General features: G+C 59.5%; 16 protein-coding genes and 2 pseudogenes. 4 read left to right on the forward strand and 14 right to left on the reverse strand.

Annotation, left to right across the window (positions count from 1 at the left end; translation table 11 throughout):
- Positions 1 to 378: 378 nt before the first annotated feature.
- On the reverse strand, positions 379 to 2820 hold the full coding sequence (locus tag V5E97_RS05570) for a reverse transcriptase domain-containing protein (protein ID WP_406698300.1): 2442 nt from the start codon (positions 2818 to 2820) through the stop codon (positions 379 to 381).
- A 301-nt stretch (positions 2821 to 3121) separates the two neighbouring features.
- Between V5E97_RS05570 and V5E97_RS05575 the strand changes: the two genes are divergently transcribed.
- On the forward strand, positions 3122 to 3877 hold the full coding sequence (locus V5E97_RS05575) for a phospholipase C/P1 nuclease family protein (RefSeq protein WP_406698301.1): 756 nt from the start codon (positions 3122 to 3124) through the stop codon (positions 3875 to 3877).
- A 203-nt stretch (positions 3878 to 4080) separates the two neighbouring features.
- On the opposite strand, the gene V5E97_RS05580 is transcribed toward V5E97_RS05575, so the two are convergent.
- Together V5E97_RS05580 and V5E97_RS05585 are read right to left on the reverse strand one after the other, a co-directional pair.
- A complete protein-coding gene (locus V5E97_RS05580; RefSeq protein ID WP_406698302.1) occupies positions 4081 to 4527 on the reverse strand; it encodes a transposase in 447 nt (148 codons plus the stop codon).
- Positions 4528 to 4755 carry a transposase gene (locus V5E97_RS05585; protein ID WP_406698303.1) on the reverse strand — a complete coding sequence of 76 codons (228 nt, stop codon included), beginning with the start codon at positions 4753 to 4755 and terminating at the stop codon, positions 4528 to 4530.
- Between the two features lie 133 nt (positions 4756 to 4888).
- Between V5E97_RS05585 and V5E97_RS05590 the strand changes: the two genes are divergently transcribed.
- Both V5E97_RS05590 and V5E97_RS05595 read left to right on the forward strand, forming a co-directional pair.
- Positions 4889 to 5251: an ankyrin repeat domain-containing protein gene (locus V5E97_RS05590; RefSeq protein ID WP_406698304.1), complete on the forward strand. Its 363-nt coding sequence runs from the start codon at positions 4889 to 4891 to the stop codon at positions 5249 to 5251.
- 698 nt (positions 5252 to 5949) lie between these two features.
- Positions 5950 to 7056 (forward strand): hypothetical protein, encoded by a 1107-nt coding sequence (locus V5E97_RS05595; RefSeq protein ID WP_406698305.1) that lies wholly within the window; start codon positions 5950 to 5952, stop codon positions 7054 to 7056.
- 56 nt (positions 7057 to 7112) lie between these two features.
- On the opposite strand, the gene V5E97_RS05600 is transcribed toward V5E97_RS05595, so the two are convergent.
- From V5E97_RS05600 to V5E97_RS05640, 9 genes and pseudogenes are all read right to left on the reverse strand, one after another.
- Positions 7113 to 7787, reverse strand: a complete 675-nt coding sequence (locus V5E97_RS05600; protein WP_406698306.1) for a transposase — start codon at positions 7785 to 7787, stop codon at positions 7113 to 7115.
- 935 nt (positions 7788 to 8722) lie between these two features.
- Complete coding sequence (locus V5E97_RS05605; RefSeq protein WP_406698307.1) at positions 8723 to 8869, reverse strand: hypothetical protein; 147 nt, start codon at positions 8867 to 8869, stop codon at positions 8723 to 8725.
- Positions 8870 to 9037: 168 nt separating this feature from the next.
- Positions 9038 to 11866, reverse strand: coding sequence for a leucine-rich repeat domain-containing protein (locus tag V5E97_RS05610; RefSeq protein WP_406698308.1), 2829 nt, complete (start codon positions 11864 to 11866; stop codon positions 9038 to 9040).
- A gap of 371 nt (positions 11867 to 12237) precedes the next feature.
- Positions 12238 to 12510 carry a hypothetical protein gene (locus V5E97_RS05615; protein ID WP_406698309.1) on the reverse strand — a complete coding sequence of 91 codons (273 nt, stop codon included), beginning with the start codon at positions 12508 to 12510 and terminating at the stop codon, positions 12238 to 12240.
- Between the two features lie 179 nt (positions 12511 to 12689).
- Positions 12690 to 12920 (reverse strand): hypothetical protein, encoded by a 231-nt coding sequence (locus V5E97_RS05620; protein WP_406698310.1) that lies wholly within the window; start codon positions 12918 to 12920, stop codon positions 12690 to 12692.
- A 266-nt stretch (positions 12921 to 13186) separates the two neighbouring features.
- Complete coding sequence (locus V5E97_RS05625; protein WP_406698311.1) at positions 13187 to 14623, reverse strand: DUF1552 domain-containing protein; 1437 nt, start codon at positions 14621 to 14623, stop codon at positions 13187 to 13189.
- 1 nt (position 14624) lies between these two features.
- Positions 14625 to 15743 carry a DUF1592 domain-containing protein gene (locus V5E97_RS05630; RefSeq protein WP_406698312.1) on the reverse strand — a complete coding sequence of 373 codons (1119 nt, stop codon included), beginning with the start codon at positions 15741 to 15743 and terminating at the stop codon, positions 14625 to 14627.
- 15 nt (positions 15744 to 15758) lie between these two features.
- Positions 15759 to 15974, reverse strand: a pseudogene (locus V5E97_RS05635) (hypothetical protein); the annotation flags it as partial.
- Positions 15975 to 15997: 23 nt separating this feature from the next.
- A pseudogene (locus V5E97_RS05640) lies at positions 15998 to 16516 on the reverse strand (DUF1587 domain-containing protein); the annotation flags it as partial.
- A gap of 885 nt (positions 16517 to 17401) precedes the next feature.
- Between V5E97_RS05640 and V5E97_RS05645 the strand changes: the two are divergent.
- Positions 17402 to 18823, forward strand: coding sequence for a carbohydrate porin (locus tag V5E97_RS05645; RefSeq protein ID WP_406698313.1), 1422 nt, complete (start codon positions 17402 to 17404; stop codon positions 18821 to 18823).
- Between the two features lie 136 nt (positions 18824 to 18959).
- On the opposite strand, the gene V5E97_RS05650 is transcribed toward V5E97_RS05645, so the two are convergent.
- Positions 18960 to 19604: an antibiotic biosynthesis monooxygenase gene (locus V5E97_RS05650; protein WP_406698314.1), complete on the reverse strand. Its 645-nt coding sequence runs from the start codon at positions 19602 to 19604 to the stop codon at positions 18960 to 18962.
- 87 nt (positions 19605 to 19691) lie between these two features.
- On the reverse strand, positions 19692 to 21098 hold the full coding sequence (guaD, locus tag V5E97_RS05655) for a guanine deaminase (protein ID WP_406698315.1): 1407 nt from the start codon (positions 21096 to 21098) through the stop codon (positions 19692 to 19694).
- Positions 21099 to 21156: the final 58 nt, after the last annotated feature.

A 21156-nucleotide genomic window follows, 5' to 3' on the forward strand; every position in this document is an offset into this window, starting at 1 on the left:
CCGACCGGAACGACGTCACGTCCATCTAATCACCCTGGAGAAAGGAAACATTCGTTGAATGCAGTCGTCTGAGTAAGTTGGGTGTTAGAGATTCTAAGGCTCGAAGTCACTCTTGCGTTGCGGCCGTCCTCGATCGCGAAGACTCGATTGCAATCCCAGGGATTCGGCTGTATCTCGCGTCCACATCTCCGAGCCCAGGGGTCGGTCGCGGCGGATTGACTCGCGGATTGGGTCGCACTCTGCTTCGGTCATCAGCGAGTTGACGTCCTCGATCCAGCCTTCGCCACGGGGTACTGGGTCTGGATCGAGCGTCGGCGACTCCAGCTTGCGAAAATTACGTCAAGATATAGGAATGTCCTATTTAATTTTCCTTTGATTTCACGCCGGTCGCCCGACGTCGTCTAGCGACGAATCTCGGTCGAGTTGCCGACCGATTAGCTGCAGGGGCACGAGCTCGGTGATGAGGAACCGGAATGTCCCGAACCGTCGGAGGATCTGGGGGCCGTAGGTGCAGAGAATCCAACGCCAGTAGGGGGCCAGGTCGCTTTGCTGGCCGGCGGAGATCTCGGAGCCTCGGGCGATGAAGTCCTTGAGCAAGGTCTCCATCACCTTGGTCTCCTCGGGCTCCAGCGGCTCGATCCGTTCGAGGAACTGGGCATAGTACGCGCCCCAATCGTTGTCGCGGAGGTTCCAATCGGCCGGTCGCGCCGCGGGGACAGGCTCGGGCTCCCGGTCGCGATCGGCCGCCGCGTACTGGCCGGTGACGACCAGCGGGTTCCTCAGGCCAAGCCCGCCGGCTGTGATCGGCCAGTAAAGCCAGCCCTCGGCGATCTCCGCTTCGCCCCCGAGGTCGGCCTGAAATCTCCTCCCGATCTCGGCCCGCAGCCCCGCCGTGATCCCGCGCCCGGGGCCGAAGAACTCATGATGATACCGCAGGACCGTCCGCTCCGCCGACTCGCGATGCGAATCGCCGAGGCGGCCTTCCAGTACCACCGCGTTCAGCAGGTGCTTGAGGTTCGCGTTGTAGACCTGCACTTTCGACAGGACCGACGGGGCGGCCTCCACCCGGGCGCGGCTCTGCTCCAAGTGAGCCTCGAAGGTCTCCCGGTGGACGTGGCAGTGGCCGAGCTCGTCCAGCTCCAGCATCCCCCACCGGGGGCGGCCTGCCGGTAACAGGTCGGACCGCTCGCCCCCGAGAACCAGCGCCCCCGACTTCTCCCGGTTGATCTCGAGCCCGCAGGCCGAGCAGAACGACTCGACGGCCTCCCAGGCCGCGACCACCCCCTCGGGGTCCGTGGTCAGGACGCAGAGGTCGTCGACGATCCGGACGATCCGCACCGGGGCCCGCCGTTGGACGTGCTGCTCCAAGAGCCGCATGAGCAGCTCCGCCAGCATCCCGGACAGCGTGTGGCCCATCGGCACCCCGCGCCTCGCCCGCGTCGACGCCCCGGCCCCCGAACGCAGCGGCGGTGACAGGTAGCGGGCGAAGATACCGAGGTGGGCCTCGGGGACACCGAGCCGCCGCAGGATGTCCAGTACCACGTCGTGGGGGATGCTGGGGTAAAAATCCTTTAAATCGAGCTTCACGAGGTACAACGGTCGGTCCGGGTAAGCCGCCCGCGCCAGTTGGACCTCCGCGTGCACGAGCAGGACCGCCTGGTTGGTCTCGCCGTAGTCCCCGTCGTAATCGCCACCCCCCGCGCCGCGCAGACTCCGCAGACTGGCCTGGTGATCCGCTCGCATGTAGACGACCGAACCCCCTTCCGGGGCCGGCGTCACGCCGCTCGGCGATCCGGCCACAGCCGCGGCCCACGGATCGGCCACTTCCGGCGAGCCGAGTTCGACCATCTGCTCAGCGATCCGCAGCATCCGCCGCTCGTTCGCCATGATGACTTCGGGGGAGCCCAGATCGATGAGCTTCTGCACCCGGGCCCGCCGCTGAGTGACCAGGACGGCCCGGTCGCCCACGAGGCCCTCGAAGGTCCGCACCCACCGCTCCCCGAGGATTTCCAGCAGGCAGGCGGTCGGCAGATCCTCGTCGAGGTAGAGCCGCCACTTGTTTCGCGTCCAAGTCGCCCGCGCCTTGAGGCCCTCGTCGGGCCAATCCCACGAGGGCAGCTCGGCGAACAGGATCGTCAGTGCGTCGGCCAGCTCTTTCCGCAGCTCGGCGCCCTTGGCGAACCGCCGCGCCTCGCCCCGCAGGTCGGCGGGCCGGTAGATGTCCTCGGCGAGCCGCAGCAGCACGATCTCCAGCTCGGACGTCGAGACGGGCTTCCCCACGACCTCCCGGGACGCCTTCTCCAAACGCCCCGCCAACTCGCCCAGGGCGGGCCCGAGGTTCTCGAACAGGGGGGCCAGCACCGCGCCGTGATCGTTGGGCCCTGCCTCGGACAGGGCCGTGCCCATCAGGCGATCACGGGCCTGCCGGGCCTCGACTTCCTGAGGATCTTCCGCCGCCTCGCCTCGCGCCCAATCCTCCAGCAGTGCCCCGAAGAGGTAGACGACCTCCGAGCGCGCCCGCCCCGCGGCCAGTTCCTCCTCCAGCCGCCCCACCCACAGCGCGACCACCTCTTCTGACGCCGCCCCCGCCTCAGCCTCGTGGAGCAGCACCTCCAGGTTGACCACATCCGGGTGCAGGGCCTGACCGGCGAAGGTCAGCCCCCGGAGCCCGTCGTACAACTCACGCAGGCGATCCCTCGGTTCCCGGTCGTCCGCGACCTCCTCACTCAGGCCCTCGTAGGCCTCGCGGAGCTTGGACCGCTGCCGCCGCAGCTCGCGGAGCTTCATCTGCGTAATGAATTGCGTCGTGGAATGACCCATCGGTATCTTTGCCTCTCCTCGGTCTCTCGGTGCTTGAAGCCGGTCCTCCGCCCTGATCGCGATCATGCCGGCCCGTCGGTTGATATGGCAATTAATGATAATTTTTGATAGCTGCTATGTTCCCCTTCGATTTTCACAAATGGCGGAGGAGGCCAACTTGAGTCGGATCAAATCTGACGTGCTTAGATTGGAAGGCTCCTTGAATTAGGTCTGAGAATCGGCTTCACTGCAACCTAAGCCAATCAAGTTGTCTGGTCCGTGTCGCCTATGAACGCAGATCAAACCATGAGGAGCCGCACCGATGAGATCCCGACGCTTTCGGCTAATGGTCACGCTATGCGTGTCAACGCTCGTCGCCGTCATGGTTACTGTAACACCGCTGGCCTCGGCGTGGGACAGCAAGAAGTTTGCCCAGCAACCGGTCCACCCGACCCATAGCTATTTGACCGAGTGGGCCATCGACCAGCTGAAGACCGAAGCCCCAGAACTGAACCAGTTCCGGTCCGAACTCGTCGAGGGTGCGAACCAGGAACTGCACGAGTTGCCGACGTCCGGAACCTTGCACGGAATCGATCTGGAGGCCAAGAGGAAGCAGCACAAGGGGACAAACGAGGGATGCGACGACATCGAGGGATGGTGGCAAGATGCCCTGGCAGCTTACAAGTCGGGGAACAAAGCTCAAGCCTACTTCCTTTTAGGTATCATGATCCACATGGTCGAGGACATGGGCGTACCGGCCCATGCGAACAAGGTCTATCACCAAGGTAACCTGAAAGAGTTCGACAACTTCGAGTTCTTGGGGATCCTGAACTGGAAGCCGAAGTTCGACGACATTAACCGAAATGACCCGGCGTATCCGGAACCTTGGAAGTATTACGCGTTCAGTCAGGACTGGGCCCACACCGACGCCCCCGACTACCATGACCGCGACGAGTTCTCGAAGACATGGGTGCTCGCGAGCAAGGCGGAGAAGAGGCTCTTCAGCAACCGGGAAGGTCGAACGTGCCATGTTGTCATGTGGGCGTTGAGATCGGCGTCCAAAGTCTTCAAGGGCTAGTGGCTAGTCTTGCGGGACAAGGTGAGACATAATAACCATGTGCATTTGTATGCAATCGGTGCGTCCCACTTTGTCCCCCCCCGGCACGCCACCACCGTCGACCACTGATGCCCTGAAGCACGCCCTGTTATTCCTCGGGGCATCTTCACCCGCACTATTGGTGGCAATCGTCAATTTTGACGACGTCTGGGTGAAATGGGATGTCAAAGATTCTGCGAGTCGAGGTCGAGGTTGCGTCGCGGCCGTCCTCGAACGCGGAGACTCGATTCTAACCCCAGCGAGTTAGCGGTGTCGCGTGCCCACATCTCCGAACCCAAGGGACGGTCACGGCGGATCGACTCGCGAATCATTGTGCATTCCGCCTCAGTCATTAGCGCGTTGACGTCCTCGATCCAGCCATCGCCGCGGGGCGCTGGACCCGGATCGAGTGTTAATGAAGGGCCGAGACTTGAGAGGCTCGACCATTGCCACAGTTCGGCTCTCTCCACCAACTTGGCCCGGAGTGGGTTCCGCTCGATGTAGCGGAGGACGGTTCGGAGGTGATCGTCTGCCTGGATAGGGAAGGCCTTGAACCGTCCCTGCCAGACATGTCCGCTGGAGTGGTAGTGGCGGAGATAGCGTCTTACATGAGTGGTCAGCAGCCAATGCATTCATCGGCTGAGATCGCCATCATCACGTGGCCAGAGCACCATGTGAAAGTGGTTGGGCATGAGGCAGTAAGCAATGAGCCGCATCGGCATGCGGATCGAGGCCTCGGCCATCATCTCGAGGAAGGCGTCGTAGTCGGCGTCTTTGTGGAAGACGGTGGCTCGCGCATTGCCTCGGTTCAGGACATGATAGCAGTATCCAGCGGACGAAGCGCGAGCGGTGCGTGGCATGGCAAGAATGGGCTTGGCGAGGGCGGAAAGAGTGTTACCGAAGTGAGTCTATCCAGTTTGCGCAGACTGGGTCAAGATATATAAATGGCCCATTTGAATTCCCCAATAAATCCGAATGAGGAGGAATTGAATTATGGATTTCGGCGGCTTCATTCTGTTCATGCTCCTTGCGGCGGGACTGATCATCTTCGGCCTCTGCGTTGCTGCCGCTTTTCTGTCGCGTTCACCGCAACGATGGCAACGCCTCCGTCTGTGGCTCGCCGGCGTGGTGTTGCTGTCAATCTTTGGACGCTATCTGTACCAGGTATACTGGCTCGACGAGAGACTCTACTCTGCTGTCCTCAGAGGAGACGTACATCAAGTCAAAGTCTTGTTGGCTTCTGGGGCCAGCCCGAATGCGACTTGGGAGGACGGTACGACGGCACTTCATGCGGCACAACGAGGCGGAAAGAAGGAAATCGTGCTTCTCTTGAAACAAGCCGGTGCGACCAAATAGCAGCGAAATAATGACCCAGTGACCTGCACCCGAATCCTGATTCAGGGGTTATAAACTCGACTTGTGCACTTTCGCAGGCTCTATGTGGCCGGTGCGAGGGCCGCGTAGTGGACATCACGTATCGGGCCCGGGAGTTCTTCGATTCCTGCCCCGCCTTGGACCCATGCAAAAACTCCGTCCGACCAGAGCCAGAGCCGCATTGACGTCAATGCGTCGGAGATCAAAAACTAGGAATATCTTATTTGAATCTCATTCATAGGTCAAGACTTGTACGCTATCTACGTGGCTTTCGGGACGGAGGGGAATGGTACGAGGATCAGGATTCCGTGCAGTACGATTTTGGACGCCTGTGCACTGTTTTTGCGACGAGGGTCAGTGTACGCCTGCTCTTGACCTCGTGCCATTCCCCTTCGTCCCCTTTTCCCACCCCCGATAAACGAGCTGCGTCCCCTGAGCCTGGACCCCACGAATCCGATTTGCTTAACAAGTTGTTGGCGTGATCTAAGCTAATCATGTGCGGGAAGGTTGGGTTGCTTCAAAGCCGTAGCTGAGTTGCGAGAAAATCAATGCTGCATCGTTTCGCCGTATCTCTTCACCGCCTCGTTGCCGGCTCGTTGCTGAGAAAGCCCGGCAGGTTCAGGCCGGACCTTGAGAACCTGGAGCCAAGGATCGCACTCACGGGTGGCGGCGAACCGGGAATGGAGATCGCATATACCGGGAACCTGGGCGCGGACTTCAAAGGGCCAACCGAGGTCTATCTCGCCTCGGGATCCAACCCGATCACGGCCGACGCATGGGCGACCTACGTTCCTCCTCCCAACTATCTCAAGAACACAAATCGAAATGTTGAGTTTAACTCGGTTGACTTTCTCACCAGCCCCGACTCGACCACCGGGCAGACCTACATCACAACCACCGACGGATACACCTGGCAGTTCGTGACTGAAACCGTCAGTGCGAATTATCCTTTCAAGCCCGGCGACTATCCGGAGGAACAATACACGAGCGCCTACCAAGCGGCGGCGTTCGATCCGACACCGCCTCCGGGAGTGATTCGGTATTCGGCCAATACCAAAAACGCGATCACCACCTGGCTAGCCCGTGATGCGGAGAACCATCCAATCAAGCGATACTTCGTTCGGGATTCTTGGAAGAATCTCTATATTATGCAGACTTCGGGTGTCACTGATGAATCCGATGTGGAACGCAACTTCTTCTCGGCCGTGCTGCCGGCCGGTTGGCTCAAGTTCACCGGGTATCTCCCCGCCGATCTTACGACCATTCCCGCGTATGACAGCCAAGGATTTGCACAGTACAACATTTTTCGTGACAGTGCTGACGATGCATTTCAGCAAGTGACCTGGTCAGCCCAAGGCAACGGGATCGCGCAACACATTGCCGACATGCCAATCTGGGGTGGACCGAAATCCAACAAGATCAATGCCAGGCTGTTATCCGACAGTTTGATTCATGCCGCGCAGGGCAACGACACGATCCGTGTTTTTGAGCGAAACGATATCGTGTACGGGGACGCCGGAACCGACACCGTGGTGTTTTCGGGCAATCGACGGCAATATGTGCTGACGGCTCCAAGCGGTGATCGATCGACGGTCGTCGTCAGTCGGCTGGCCTCGAAGCACCGGGCACAGGTTGTTACTCTCCACGACATTGAGCGGATTCGTTTCGCCGATGGGATTGTCTCAACGGCCAAGCTCAAGAAGCCGCCAGTAATCTCCCCGTCACGACCGCCACTCTGGCGGGCGGGCCGTCCTCGCATATCGCCTCGATTCTGCGGACAGAAGTAGGGCCAGCGAAAAAGGGACATTCGTCATTGTTTTTGTTGTCAGGGTAAGATGGCGTGTTAGAGATTCTTCGGCTCGAGGTCACTCTTGCGTCGCGGCCGTCCCCGATCGCGGAGACTCGCTTCCAGCCCCAGTGATTTGGCCGTGTCGCGCACCCACGTCTCCGAACCCAAGGGTCGGTCGCGACGGATCGACTCGCGAATCGTTGTGCATTCCGCTTCGGTCATTAGCGCGTTGACGTCCTCGATCCAGCCTTCACCGCGGGGAGCTGGGCCCGGATCGAGCGTCGGCGCCGGGCCGAGACTCGAGAGGCTGGACCATCGCCACAGTTCGGCCCGCTCCACCAGATCAGCTCGGAGCGGGTTGCGCTCGATGTAGCGAAGGACGACTCGGAGGTGTTCGTCGGCCTGGATGGGGAAGGCCTTGAAGCGTCCCTGCCAGACGTGTCCGGTGGAGTGGTAGTGGCGGAGATAGCGTCGAACGTGAGTGGTCAGCAGCCAGTGCATCCATCGGCTGAGATCGCCATCGTCACGTGGCCAGAGAGCCAAGTGAAAGTGGTTGGGCATGAGGCAGTACGCTATGATCCGCATGGGCACGCGGAGGGTCGCTTCGGCCATCATCTCGAGGAAGGCGTCGTAGTCGCCCTCTTTGTGAAAGACGGTCGCTCGCGCATTGCCTCGATTCAGGACATGATAGCAGTACCCAGCGGCCGAGGCGCGAGCGGTGCGTGGCATGGCAAGAATCGGCTTGGCGGAGGAGCGAGGAATGTCACCGAGGTAAGCTTATCCAGCTTGCGTAGACTGCGTCAAGATATAGGAATGTCCCCTTTAGAATCCCCTTTAATTCCTCCCAGACCAAATCCGGACCAGGCCATCAGGCCAGTAACTCGATGGCACGATCATGACCGCCGCAGTATCCGGGTGGGTGAGCAACGGATACCAAGCGCATCTCAAGACCCCATTTGGTAGATGTTGGCGGACGACCATATACGAGGTGGAGATGACCTCACGGCCTTCGGTGCAACTCTTCGGGACGACCCATCCCATCCCTCTTTCCATCTCGTTGGTAATCATCTCGGCCAATCGATGCTCGTCGGGATCATTAGGAATCGTGCCTTTCAATTGAAACAATCGACGCGCGATGGCGGCGAGACAAATGGGATTCTTATCGAAGAAGGGGTCTGCGGAGTGGATAGCCATCGCCGGATGGTCGTGGGGGCCAGGCTGGAACAGGTTTGTATTGGCCTGGACCGACGCCCCCCACACAATCCTCCCCTTTCGCATCAGCGTCCCTTGATGACGGTAAATCTCCATCAACTCGTCTGTGTGGGGCAACCAACTCGGAGGACAGACTCGGAGACGAAAATGCGCAATGACTCCACGCCACCGGGGTACGGGACCCATCGCCCTGCGCACCTGGTCGAGGAGCGAGCCCATACGATCACCAGTATCCCCCCCGAGTGCTAACATAATAAGCCTCGAATGGTCTGCGTAACGCACGTAGCTTCGGATTAGACGAGTCAATGGCTCCGGCCTCTCACGTCTATCCGCCAATTTGGAGCGACGAAAAGGGGACATTCGTCAATATTGTCGCTATCTGGGCAAGATGGGATATTATGAAGAATCTCATAGGGATACGATTGTCCAGCTTGCGCAGACTGCCACAAGAATTAGGAATGTCCCTTTGAATTTGCCCCCATCATCTCGAGGAAGGCGTCGTAGTCGCCATCTTTGTGAAAGACGGTCGCTCGCGCATTGCCGCGGTTCAGGGCATGATAGCAGTACCCAGCGGCCGAGGCGCGAGCGGTGCGTGGCATGGCAAGATTGGGTTCAGCTGAGGAGCGAAGAATATCACCGAGGTAAGCTTATCCAGCTTGCGCAGACTGCGTCAGGATATAGGAATGTCGCCTTTGAAATTCCCCTTTGAAATTCCCAAGATATAGGAATGTCACCTTTGGAATCCCCCTGAACCATTATACTTACCTTCACGGCCTCGAATAATTCTTAATCTTGCAATTTGGCAGTTGTGCTTTTAGCATGTCGACAAATTTGCTCGAAAGTTTTTCGCAGTGGAGGTCAAGTCTACGTAATAATGGGAGACTGAGAAGGGGTCCTGTATCGAACTCTGCGTTGCCACGGAGTGTAAGAATTTCGAGGTTCCCCAATTTTTTTAAAACAGAAAAGTTGTCGTAACTTGATCCAATTTCGAGCTCTCGGAGATGGACAAGTTCTTCGATTGGAGCGATGTCAGATACTTCTGTTCCAATGATGTCGAGATATTTTAAATTTATCAGTTTGGATATAGGATTGAGGTCTGACACATTGGTGTTTCTAAGTGAAAGCACTTCTAGCGATAAAAGATTCGCTAGCGGGCTGATATCAGAAACATTTGTCTGATCTAGATTTAAAAACTCGAGATTGCTTAGAGAAGATAGAGGTGCAATTGATGAAATGTAGGAATAGCGGAGATCTAAAGTTTTGAGATTGAAAAGCTTGGATAAAAGCTGTGTGCGATTGTGCGTAAGCTTGGAATTAATAAAACTTACTTGGTTTATAGACGACAATGTCCTTTGGGAAGGTGGGGATGACTCGTTGTCAAGAGCGTTAAAGAACAGGTTTTGAGCGGTAACGGAGTGGTTTTCGCGGACATGTCGCAATTCTAACGGTTGGATTCCAGGGCACTCGCATACTTCTTGTATGACGGTAGCCCGATCATCGCCTCCATATCCCTGTTGGTCGCTAAGCTTTCTTATTGCGGCATCGGTTCCGATTATGGCAAGTGTTCGGGCGCAGGCTGCTACTATCTTCGCTGGGCGTCTTTTGATCTTCCCATACTCCAAATGTGGGATCACCGAATCTCCCGCTGTGGCCAGCACGCCAGCAATACTAAAGTCAGAAGGCGGAGTTATCTCGCCAAGATGTTTTAGTACTCTTTCTTTCAGTTTTGGATCAACTTGCTTTGCTGTGTCACAGCAAGCCAATGCCAAGACAAAGCATGCGGCGCGAACTCTTTTGCTTTTTTCGCCTTCGCCTTTTGTTAGCAATTTGTCGATTAAGGTGTGGCCATAAGGAATTCCTCCTTCGCTTGTGCCCGCCGCCAACACAATAGTTTCGTGCCATTGATCATTGCCCGCATTGTTGACAATCCCGAACTGGTTAAGGGCCCCAGCCGCGCACGCGGCTAGGTATTCTTGGAATGTGCGGTGCGGAAAATCAATTCGCCCTCTGCTAGGCTCACGTAGCAAGTTGGTGCGATCGAGTAGATAATCAAGCAATTGCTCGGCGCGAACATCTCTTGCTTGGGGGAATTCGAAATTGTTTATGTGAATTTTAGCCCATTTTAGGGCATCTTCTTTTGCTACTTCAATTTGTTGCCCATCTGAAGTATTGCCAATTTGGTTATACATCATGTCCCATGCAAGACGTTGCAAAACCAATTTTTTGTCGTCTTTAGTTAAAAATTCTAAACCGTGTTCAGCAGTCTTGATCTCTCGTCTTTTGTCTCTTGTTTCAATCAGTAGGTCACAGCAAAGCTCGTAAAGTGAGACCCGCTTTTGCGGCAGATCTCCCTCCTCTTGCCAATTTAATGCGCAAACAAGGGCGCATAGCAACGGGTTTCGACAAAGATCACGGACGCGGCGGTTGACTGGCTCTTTTAATCGACGAGGAAGCCGCTCTCTTTCCAGACGAAGTATTCGGATCTGTTCTTCTTCTGTTAAAGATTTTTCTATAGCTTCATGCCAATTGTCGATTAAGTCCCCAATTGCCTTCTCGTCCAACTCCTCTAGCTCGCACTGCTGAAAATGATTTGGTGGTCCCCAAAGCTCGAACGCAGTATCTTCATTTCTAAATGGACGTGAAGAAATGTATATGCGATTGTCGGGATAATTCTCTGTGAAATCTTTGAGCCACTCCCAGAATGCAGGCCGTTGGCTGGGTGGCAACTCGTCTACACCATCTATTAGTAGTATTCCTCGCTTTTGGCTTAGGACGTTGTTAACCCACCCCGCTGGTACTGACAAAGGATAATCAGCCGGTCTCAGAGTGTATGCAGCAAATTGACTTGGTTGAGGCTTTCCCTTTTCATGCCCAACTAGAATACGAAGAGGGATGAAAAAAGGTATGCCATGTCTCCATGGGTTGTCCTCCGTCTCCGTTTCCGTGCATTGCAATGCGATCCACCGAAGCAAAGTTGACTTGCCCGAACCTGCTGGTCCTTTGATAGTTAATGCTGGGGTTGCAAGAAGAACCTCTTCAGCTGGAGTTGGTTCAGATTCCACATCCTGTCTTACGTTCAAAGACACGAACGCAATTCGTGTTTTTAGTGGAATATCACGCATTCGGACGCCAATTAATTTAAGTCGATCATATTCCTTTCTTACGAAATTAAGATAATCTTTTTCGAATTCTGCCGTATGGGTGTCTTGCGGTGGCATCAGCCTGGGAAACGTAGCACTCTGTGACACCATCTGATCGATCTTAAGAGCGAGAGAATCAATTTTGCCAATGAGGTTTGAATCGAATTTTGCTAGATAGAGCAAAATGGAATTAGTTTGCTCCATGGATTGCGATTGTAATTTTTCTAGCAAATGTCGCAACAATTGCATCTCGTCGCGGGACGCCTCAAGTCGATCAACTAGAGTTTTATGATTGGTTCGTCGGAGCCATTCAAGATAGTCAGTGATGGTTTCGTCTACGTTTTGCTTCTCTGCGGCTTTGGAGCTATCTCGATTTGCCTGCCACCACTGATATAGCGAAAGTGGGAAGCCTATTAGCGAGACTATTGAACTTGGAGCACTAAGGGTTTCATTCAAGCTTGTTAGATCCATTGTTGGTTATGTCCAGTTGGCTTGTCGGAGTGAAAGTGGGAGAATTCGACTATGATGGCGTTGCGTGGGTAATCTGGCTTATGCGTGAATTTGATAAGGCCAGCGATTAACTCGATTTGACTGTGTAATCTGGATCACGAAGTTCTGGCAGGGCCCCCTACTATTAGTGAACCGTTCTCCCTAAGTCCCAACGCGGTCGAGTTTCAATGCACAGAACTCGAATAATGGCTTGTCTTTTGTATAGGTGATGTGCTAGTCAGGCGACAAGATGCCGCCGGGTTGGCGAAAAGAGGCATTCGCCAAACTCGTGGCTTCCTAAAAGATCGAGGCAAATGTAGTCGTCGATGGGCCTACGATCAATTCGGCCCGGATGTATAGTCGGGATTATTGAGCCCCGGCAGTGGCCCAGTGCTATCGGCGAACCGCTCGACGGGAGCACCGGCTCGGTCGAGCATGGATACATACAAGTTGCATAGGGGCGTGTCCTTAGTATAAGCAATGTGGCGGCCGGGCGACAAGGTGCCGCCGTCGCGGCCAGCCAAAACCTTCGGCAGGTCGTGGGGGTCGTGCTGGTTGCCGTCGCGGAGGGTGGAGCCGCAGAGGAAGGCAGAAAAGGGGACATTCGTCAATATTTCCGTTATTTGGGCGATATGGGATATTGTATATTGCCCTACAGGTATGATGTTATTCAAGTTGCGCAGACCACGTCAAGAATTAGGAATGCTACTTTTGGTGTTCACTGCATGGCGGTCTTTCGCCTGTTGCCAAGCCGGGGGCCAGCGTCGAGCACGACGATCAGGCCCATCGATCAATACTGCCCTTCAAAAAGGGGACGATCGGGGCGGGCTTCGTCGATGCTGTGGAAGATCTCACGCCACGTTTCGTCCGTATCGGTCTCGTCGGTGATCTCGTTGATCTGGTCGAGGGCTCGGGCCAATGCTTCGGAGCGGGCTTTGCGCTGGGCGGCGGTCAGTGGCCGCAGTCGACCTGTTTTCGGATCGACCGTGTCCGGACTCGTCGAGGTAGGGTCAATTGCCATGGTCGAATCATCCTGTTTGGGGACTTCGATTTTATGGCCGGTGACTACGCCGTACGAACGTCACGCGTCGCGATGCCGCCTCTGGTCCATTGTAGCCCCCGAAATCGGGTGGGTCAGGTGTCGCCAGGAAATTGGAATACGAAGTGGCCAGGAGCCGACACTGGGGTCGACTTCGGGCCACTCTATATTCCCAGCCTATACCAGGCCTAGTCCGGGCCGCTGGCTCGGCTGGGAACCTGGCACCTGGCCATCAAGGGAGCCGACGATCAGGCCGGCCCAGGCGTGTATTCTGGATTATCGAGTCCCGGCAGTTGCCCAGTGCTATCGGCGAACCGCTCGACAGGGGCACCGACGCGATCGAGCATCGACACATACAAGTTGCAGAGCGGCGTGTCCTTGGTGTAGGCGATGTGCCGACCGGGCGCAAGTGTGCCGCCGGCACGCCCAGCCAAAACCGTCGGCAGGTCGTGTGGGTCGTGCTGGTTGCCGTCGCGGAGGGCGGAGCCGCAGAGGACCATGCTGTGGTCGAGGAGGGTGCCTTCGCCTTCGCGGATTTGCTTCATCTTGTCGAGGAGGTAGGCGCACTGTTCGAGGTGCCACATCGTGATGCGCTGGTACTGGGCCATTTTCTCGGGGTCGTTTTCGTGGTGGGAGAGCTCGTGGTGGCCCCCCTTGACGCCCTCGACGAAGGAGAAGTTCTTGTTGCTGACCGAGTTGCCGAACATGAACGTGGCAATGCGGGTGGAGTCAGTTTGCAGCGAGAGGAGGAGGATGTCGAGCATCAGGCGGACGTGGTCGGTGTGGTTCATCGACCGCTCGCGGAACCGGCCGGGGTCGTGCTTGTAGGTGTCGACGCGGCCGCCGAGGGTTTCGATGTCTTTGCGGGCTTGCGGGTCGTCGCGGTAGCGGGCGCGGCGGTCGCTGGCTTCGTAGGTGATGCGCTTCTCGACGGCGCGGACCGAGTCGAGGTACTCGTCGAGCTTGCGGCGGTCGTGCTGGCCGACCTGGTTGCGGAGGGCGGCCGTGTCGTCGGCGACGAGGTCGAGGACGCTCAGGTCGTCACGCCCAGCGCGGCCGGCGGCGTTGGAGCGGAAGAGGCGGTCGAAGGCGAGCTTCGGGTTGATCTCGCGGGCGACCGGCGTGGTCGGGCTCGACCACGAGATGTGCGAGCCGTAGAGCCGGGTGTAGCCGACGTTGGTGTCGACGCCGGTCGTGACCGGCTCGACGCCGAGCTCGAGCGACGGGATCGGGGTCTGCACGCCGATCCGCTTGGCCGCGAGCTGGTCCATCGAGACGCCCCCCGCGTTCAGGTCGGCGCCCGTCGTGCGGTGGATCGTCGTGCCGGTCAGCCAGGCGGCGTCCTTGACGTAATGGCCGTCACCGGTGAACGTCCCTTGATTGCTCAGGCGGGTGAGGACGAGGAAGTCGTCCTTGTGCCGGGCCAACGGTTCGAGGATCGGGGAGAGGTCATAATTGCGCCCCTCCTTGGCGGGGGTCCAGGTCTTCGGGTTGCAGCCGTTCGGCCAGAACAGGCAGGCCATCCGGACCGGGGGCTTGTCGTCGGCCGCGGCCGCGCCGGTGGGAGCCAGGGCGGCCAGGGCCCCTGAGAGCGGGCGCATCGCCTCCAGCAAGGGTAAGGCGACCATGGCGCCTGCGCCTCGAAGTACCGTTCGCCGCGTGATCGGTCGGTTTTTGAGACTCATCTCAGTGCGCCCCTTGCCGTTCGTTGCGCCGGTTCTGGAACGGGAAGCTCTTGGCCACCGCGACGATCAAGGCCGTCCCCCGGTGTTCGTTCGCTTCCAGCTCCGCCATGACTTGTTTGACGGTTGGTATGTCGTAGTATTCCACGCCCCGACGAAGGGCGTAAGCGAGCATTCGCTCGACGAGGTTGCGGAGAAAGAGTTCGCGCTTCGACTCGGCGAGAATCGCCTTCAAGGCCGCCGCGCCTGTGAAATCTTCGCCGGTCGTCAGCTTGCCCGAGGCGTCGACCGGCTCATCGTTGATCTGGTCGCGCCAGCGGCCGAGGACGTCGAAGTTCTCGAGCCCGAACCCGAGCGGGTCGAGCCGGGAGTGGCACGAGGCGCAGTTGACGTCCTTGCGGTGCTGCTCGAGCCGCTGACGGAAGGTCATGCCGTCCTTGACCCGATCGTCGGGCGGGAGCGCCTTGACCGACGGCGGGGGAGGGGGCGGGGGAGTTCCGAGGATCTCTTCGAGCACCCACTTGCCGCGGAGCACCGGGCTGGTCCGCCTCGGGTACGACGTGATCGTGAGCACGGCCGCCATGCCGAGCACGCCGCCTCGGTTGCGATCCTTGAGCGCGACCCGGCGGAAGTCGGGGCCGGTCACCCCTTCGATGCCGTAGTGCTTGGCCAGGCGCTCGTTGAGGTACGTGTAGTCGGAGTCGAGCAGTTCGAGGACCGGCCGGTCCTCGCGGAGGATCGCGTGGCAGTACGTGATCGCCTCCTCGGCCATCGCGTCGCGGAGCTCGGGCGTGTACTCGGGAAAGAGGCGCCGGTCGGGCTCGGCGAGCTCGGCCAGGTTGCCGACGCGGAGCCACTGCCCGGCGAAGTCCTCGGCCAGGGCCCGCGACTTCGGGTCGGCCAGCATCCGCCGCACCTCGGCTTCAAGTACGGCCGGGTCGTGCAGCTTGCCGGCGTCGGCCAGGTCGGAGAGCGCCTGGTCGGGCATCGACGACCAGAGGAAGTACGATAAGCGGCAGGCGAGCTCGTGGTCAGACACGGCGTAAGGGGCGTCTCCGTCCGCGTCGGACCGGTCGCGCTCGACCAGGTAGAGGAAGTTCGGCGAGACCAGCGAGGCTCGCAAGGCGAGGCGGACGGCGTCATCGAAGCTGTCGCCGCGGGCGTCGGCGTGGTGGAAGAGGCGGAGCAGGCGGTCGACCTCGGCCTCCTTGACCGGGCGGCGGAAGCGCGACGGGCGAAGGTGGCGATGCAGCGGCGGGCGGCTTGCTCTTTGGTGAGGTCGGGGCCGGGGCGGGCGATGAGGTAGCGGGCCGGGTCGGCCTCGGCGAGCACGCCGGCGGCGGCGGTCAGGTATTTTTCGAGGAGGATCGGGGGGACGAACAGGGTGGCGGCGTTGTTGTCGAACCCGCCGCCACCGCCGCCATCGGCGGGGAACGTCTCGGCGGGGCGTGCGGTCACGCCGAGGAGGTCGCGGACGGTGTTGTTGTACTGCCGGCGCGTGAGGCGCTGGACGACGCTGGGGCCGGGGTCGTTGACCCCTTCGATGGCGTCGAGGACGGCCTGAATCGAGGTGACCGCCCGCTGGCGGTCGTCCTCATTGGGGCCGGCCTTGTTGCCCGGCGGCGGCATCGACCGTTCGGTCAGGGCGTCGAGCACCTTGACCCAGAGCTCGGGATCGCCGCGGAGCGACTCCTCGTCCGCGAACTTCGCGAGGTTGATGCCCCCCTTCGGCTTCTTCTCGCCGTGGCAGCGCAGGCAGTGCTTCTGGAGGAGCGGCTGGACGTTGAGGTCGAAGCCGTCGCCCCGGGCCGGAGCCTGAAACGCCAGGGTCAGTAGGCAGAAGCAGAGCGCCGGGGCCAGGGCCGGCGACCATCGGAAGGTTGCGGTTCGGGGCATTGGCAGGGTTCCCGATCGGGGCAGGGCCGTCTGGGGGCGGGGCAAACAAACAAAACGGGGGCCTTGTTCGTCGGTGGACGATCGCCTCGATTCCACCGTTTGCACTGTGACAAACTCAAGGGAGCGATATTCGAGCCGTTGATGGTCGGGAGGAAAACCGGGCGGGCCCTATTTTGGTAAGCCGGCCCTGTCTTGAGAAACGATCAAAAAAAGGCAGGACCCCCAGAGGGATTGCTCAAGGGCATTTTCCCCAGGTAACGCAGTCCACCTAGGTTCAATCTCTCGCACAGAGCCTGATACCGTGATTGTACCCATTTCTCTCCGGCTTGCCATACCGAAGCCCCGGCGCGGGTGGTTGCCCGGTTGCCGTTAGGCTCGCGTTCGTGGCCGTTGTTGCGACTCCGACGTCGCCGGAACGAATCAGCATGGGGGGCAAAGAAGTCAGGACATGCGTGAGTATGGATTCAAAGTCGGAGATTCCATGTGAGGACATTAACGGGTCGCCGGAAATTGTGTTCGGACTGGTTTAATCCTGGCGACACGCGCAGTCGATACTGGCACGGTGACGAGCCCTCTTCGAACTCGATAAGCGGGGTAGGGCTCGAGATTTAAGGCAAGGCAGGCCATCTTTTGTCCGTCTTGGCCATTTTTATCTTTCAATCCTCGGGTTCAGACTTGCTGAAAATCTGGATCATCTTCGTTGCGGCGAGCCTTGGATCCGGCGAGCCTGAGGAGCGCGGACCTGAACCCGGGCGGGGTGGGTCGAGCTCAGTCATCGCGGTGCCCGGTGCTCCCATCGGGTCGAGGATTGATGCGGGTTTGATGCGGGTAGCGGATCAGCCGAGCCGGTTCGGTGGGCCGGGGGTTGGGTCGAGTCCTGCGCCGATGGCGGGTCAGCCCGGCCGGTTCGGTGGGCCGGGGGTTGGGTCGAGTCCTGCACCGATGGCGGGTCAGCCCGGCCGGTTCGGTGGGCCGGCAAATCCGCCTGCGGCGGCCGGGGCCGGGGCGAATGCGGGGCCGGGCGACGGCGATGCGTCGGCGGTGGATGGATCCGACCGCACGGGGAACACTCCGATCAGTGCTAACCCGGCCGCGGTCGATATTCTGACCGGTACTGGAGCGATAGGCCGCTTCTTCGGGCTCAAGGATGAGTCCGGGATCCGGCTGGGTGGGCTCTGGGTTGGCGATGCCAGCGGCGTCGTCGCTGGTGGGCGGCACCCTGGGGATTGGGGGCTCAATAGCCTCACCGTCTTCGACCTCAGCTTTGACACCAAGAAGATGGGAGGCTGGAAGGGGGGCCTGTTCGGCACCCAGTTCCTCCAGTTCAGCGGTCAGCCGACCAATCAACTCGCGGGTGCGTTCCCGGGCTTCGACTCGCTCGAGGTGGTTCCCCCGTTGGTCCGGCAGGAGCTCTATCAGCTCTGGTATCGCCAGTCGTTGTGGGATGATCGGCTGGTCTTCCGGATCGGTAAGTTGGTTCCCACCTACGACTTCAACAACGTGGTTCGGCCGGTGCCGGTTCAGGATTCGGCCGCCGCGATCCCGGCGGTCTCGGGCTTGATCTACACCCCGATCTTCGTGAACCCGACGATGCTCGGGAAGATTCCTGGCTATTACAACTCGGCGACCGGGATCACGACGACGCTCGCTCCCACGAAGAATTCTTACCTATCTTACGGCGTTTACGACGGCAACCTCGCGCGGGGCCGTCAGACCGGCCTCGAAGGCCCCCATTTCAACGGCTATTACTTCCACATCGGGGAGGCTGGGTTCTCCTACCGAGTGGGTGCTGAGAAGAAGCCGGGGAACTTCGGGATTGGTTTGTGGGGACAGACCGGGATGCTGAAGGCGTTTAACAACGCCATGGTCCATGGCGCGAACGGCATGTACTTCTTCGGTGCCCAGCGGCTCTGGTTTCAGCGTCCCGGGCGCGATAACAGCGGGGTCAGCGGCTTCTACCAGTTCGGAGCCAACAACTCGAACACGATGCACGCCCGCCAGTTCTTCGGCGGAGGTTTCACCGGCTTCGGCCTGGTCCCCGGCCGCCCCGATGACTCCATGGGCTGCGGTCTTGCCTGGACCTGGCTGAACAATGACCCGAACGCCGCCCGTTTGTTCTTCCCCGATTCGACCGCGAAGACGCTCCCCCTCAGCCCGAGCCAGCTCATGATGTCCGCCTACTACCAGATGAAGCTGTTCCCCGGCTGCTTCTTCCAGCCTAACCTCACGTACATCCCGACCCCAGGTATGCACCAGTCGATCCCCTCCGCACTCGCGGTGACCTTTCGGCTCGTTGTGCTCTTCTGACGGGGGAGGGGAGCGAATCCCAGATTTTGGGCCGGCTCGGCGGTCGCCTGGCGATTATCGATGAACACGTTTGAACGTGGCTGTTGGAGGATGGGTCAGGATCGCGCTTGTCGGCTCAGCCGCCTGGTTTGATCAATTATCCCATGATCATGTGGAACAAGAGGGTCATCACGGCCAGCAGGACAAGGACGAGGCCGAGTCCTTTAAGGGTCACCTGCTTTTGCCGGTCCCCACTCGCGTTGAGCCAGCGGGCCAGCGCAGGGGTCAAGATCGGCATGACGGCCCACTGGAGGATGGAGACGCTGAGCGCGTTGCCGATCAGCATTGAGACCGCCATGCCCAGCGGCGATGTGAAGGGGCCGACGAACATCGTCAGCAGCATCACCGTGGGGTAGAGTCCGAGAAGGACGGTCAGGACCATCTTCCAGGCGGGGGGGCCAGCCTTGGAATCGGAGCCCATCGACGCGAACCAGGGGCCGAAACCCCCTTGCACAGTCTTCAGCTCGAAGGCGCCAACCTTCGTCTTGAGCATCTCGATCCGCTGGTTTCGGGCCGGCGATTCCAGCCACGCGTCCAGGGCGGATTCGTCCTCGAAATGGATCAGGGAGACCCACTCGTCCCCCTGGCCTCGAGTCGGGGGGAAGACCTCGGTGCCGCTATAGCCGGGAAAGGTCTCGGCGGTCTCGGTGACGTCGCGCTGCCAATCGAGAAACCAGTTCACGTCGGCGGCGGGAACCTTCTGCACAACCACGGCGGAAGCTCGGGAAAGACGCACGGCCACGCTTGAGTTCCTCTTAAGATGAGTCCAACGAAGAGACTTACCCCTCGGGCCGTCTTCCGCTGAAGGCGGCCCGAAGGAGTGTCGCGGTCAAACGCCCGCTTTTTTGTAAGCCCGCTTGCCGGCGATCCAGGTCTCGTCGATGTTGCGATCGTCGCCGACCGACATGACCCCGAAGAGGAGCTGAGCGGCTTCGTCCATGCTCTTGGGGTTTCCGGGGGTGATGAGTGACTGGTGCCACTTCATGGCCGCCTGGCCGGCGTTCCAGTCGATGGCCACGAAGTCGGCCTCTTTGCCCTTCTCGAAATTGCCGAGGACGTCGTCGATGTAGAGGGCGCGGGCGCCGCCGAGCGTGGCCAGGTAGAACGCGCGATAGGGGCCGAGCTTGTTACGGTCGGCCTCGGCCAGGTCTTGCTCACGCGGGTTGACCGAGCCGTCGAGCATCGTGTTGTTGCACATGCCGACCTTGTACGCTTCTTCCAGGACGCGAATCATGCTGAAGGCGTTGCCGCCTCCCATGTCGCAGCCGAGCGAAACGCGGACGGGGTGCTCGGGGTCGGTCGCCCGGCCGAGCCGGAACAGGCCGCTTCCCAGAAAGAGGTTGGAGAGCGGGCAGAAGCAGACCGAGGCGCCTGCCTTCGAGAAGCGGCGGAACTCGTCGTTCGAGAGCCAGACGGCGTGGCCGGCCGTGAACTTCGGGCCGAGCAAGCCGTGCTTCTCGTGGACGTGGGTGTAGTCCGTGCAGTCGGGGTAGTGCTCGCGCGCCGTGCGGATTTCGGACGGGTTTTCCGAGATGTGGGTGTTGACCCAGCAGTCGGGATACTTCTTCTTCAACTGGCTGCAACGGTCCATCATTTCGGACGTACAGCCCACGGCGAATCGCGGCGTGATCGCGTAAAGATTGCGGCCCTTGCGATGGTAACGTTCGATCAGGCGGTCGGATTCGTTGTAGAAGTCGTCGGGGGTGATGCAGAAGTCGTCGGGAGCGAACCGGTCGATGCCGGTCAGGCCCGAGATCACGCGCATGTCGCGCCGGGTCGCCTCTTCAAAGAACTCCTCGGTCGAGACGGGGCTGCTGGTAGTGAACGCCTGGCAGGTCGTGGTGCCGCCGGCGAGCAGGGCGTCGAAGAAATTCTTGGCGGCTTCGCGGGAGTAGTCGCGATCTTTGTACTTGAGCTCTTCGGGGAAGATCCAATTCTGCAGCCAGTCCAGCAACTGGCTGCCGTAGGCGCCAAGGACGCGGACCTGGGGAAAGTGGATATGCCCGTCAATAAACCCAGGGAGAATCAATCGATCCTTGATGTGGGTGATCGCGATTCCCGGGTGGCGGGGCGCGACTTCCTCGAAGTCGCCGAAATCCACGACCAGGCCATCTTTGACCACGAGCAGACCGTCTCGAGTAAACCGGGCCGACTCCTGCTCGCGCCCCACATACTTCCAGGGGTCATCGACGAAATCGAAGAAGCTGCCGCGAATCGCGCTACTTTCGCCCGCCATCAGTGAGGCTCCGCTCGAGGAGTACAAACGAGTGCCACGCATCGCAACGTCGCGTGCG

Origin of the sequence: Singulisphaera photorubra, from assembly GCF_045290345.1 — a bacterium.
Taxonomy (GTDB): Bacteria; Planctomycetota; Planctomycetia; order Isosphaerales; family Isosphaeraceae; genus Singulisphaera.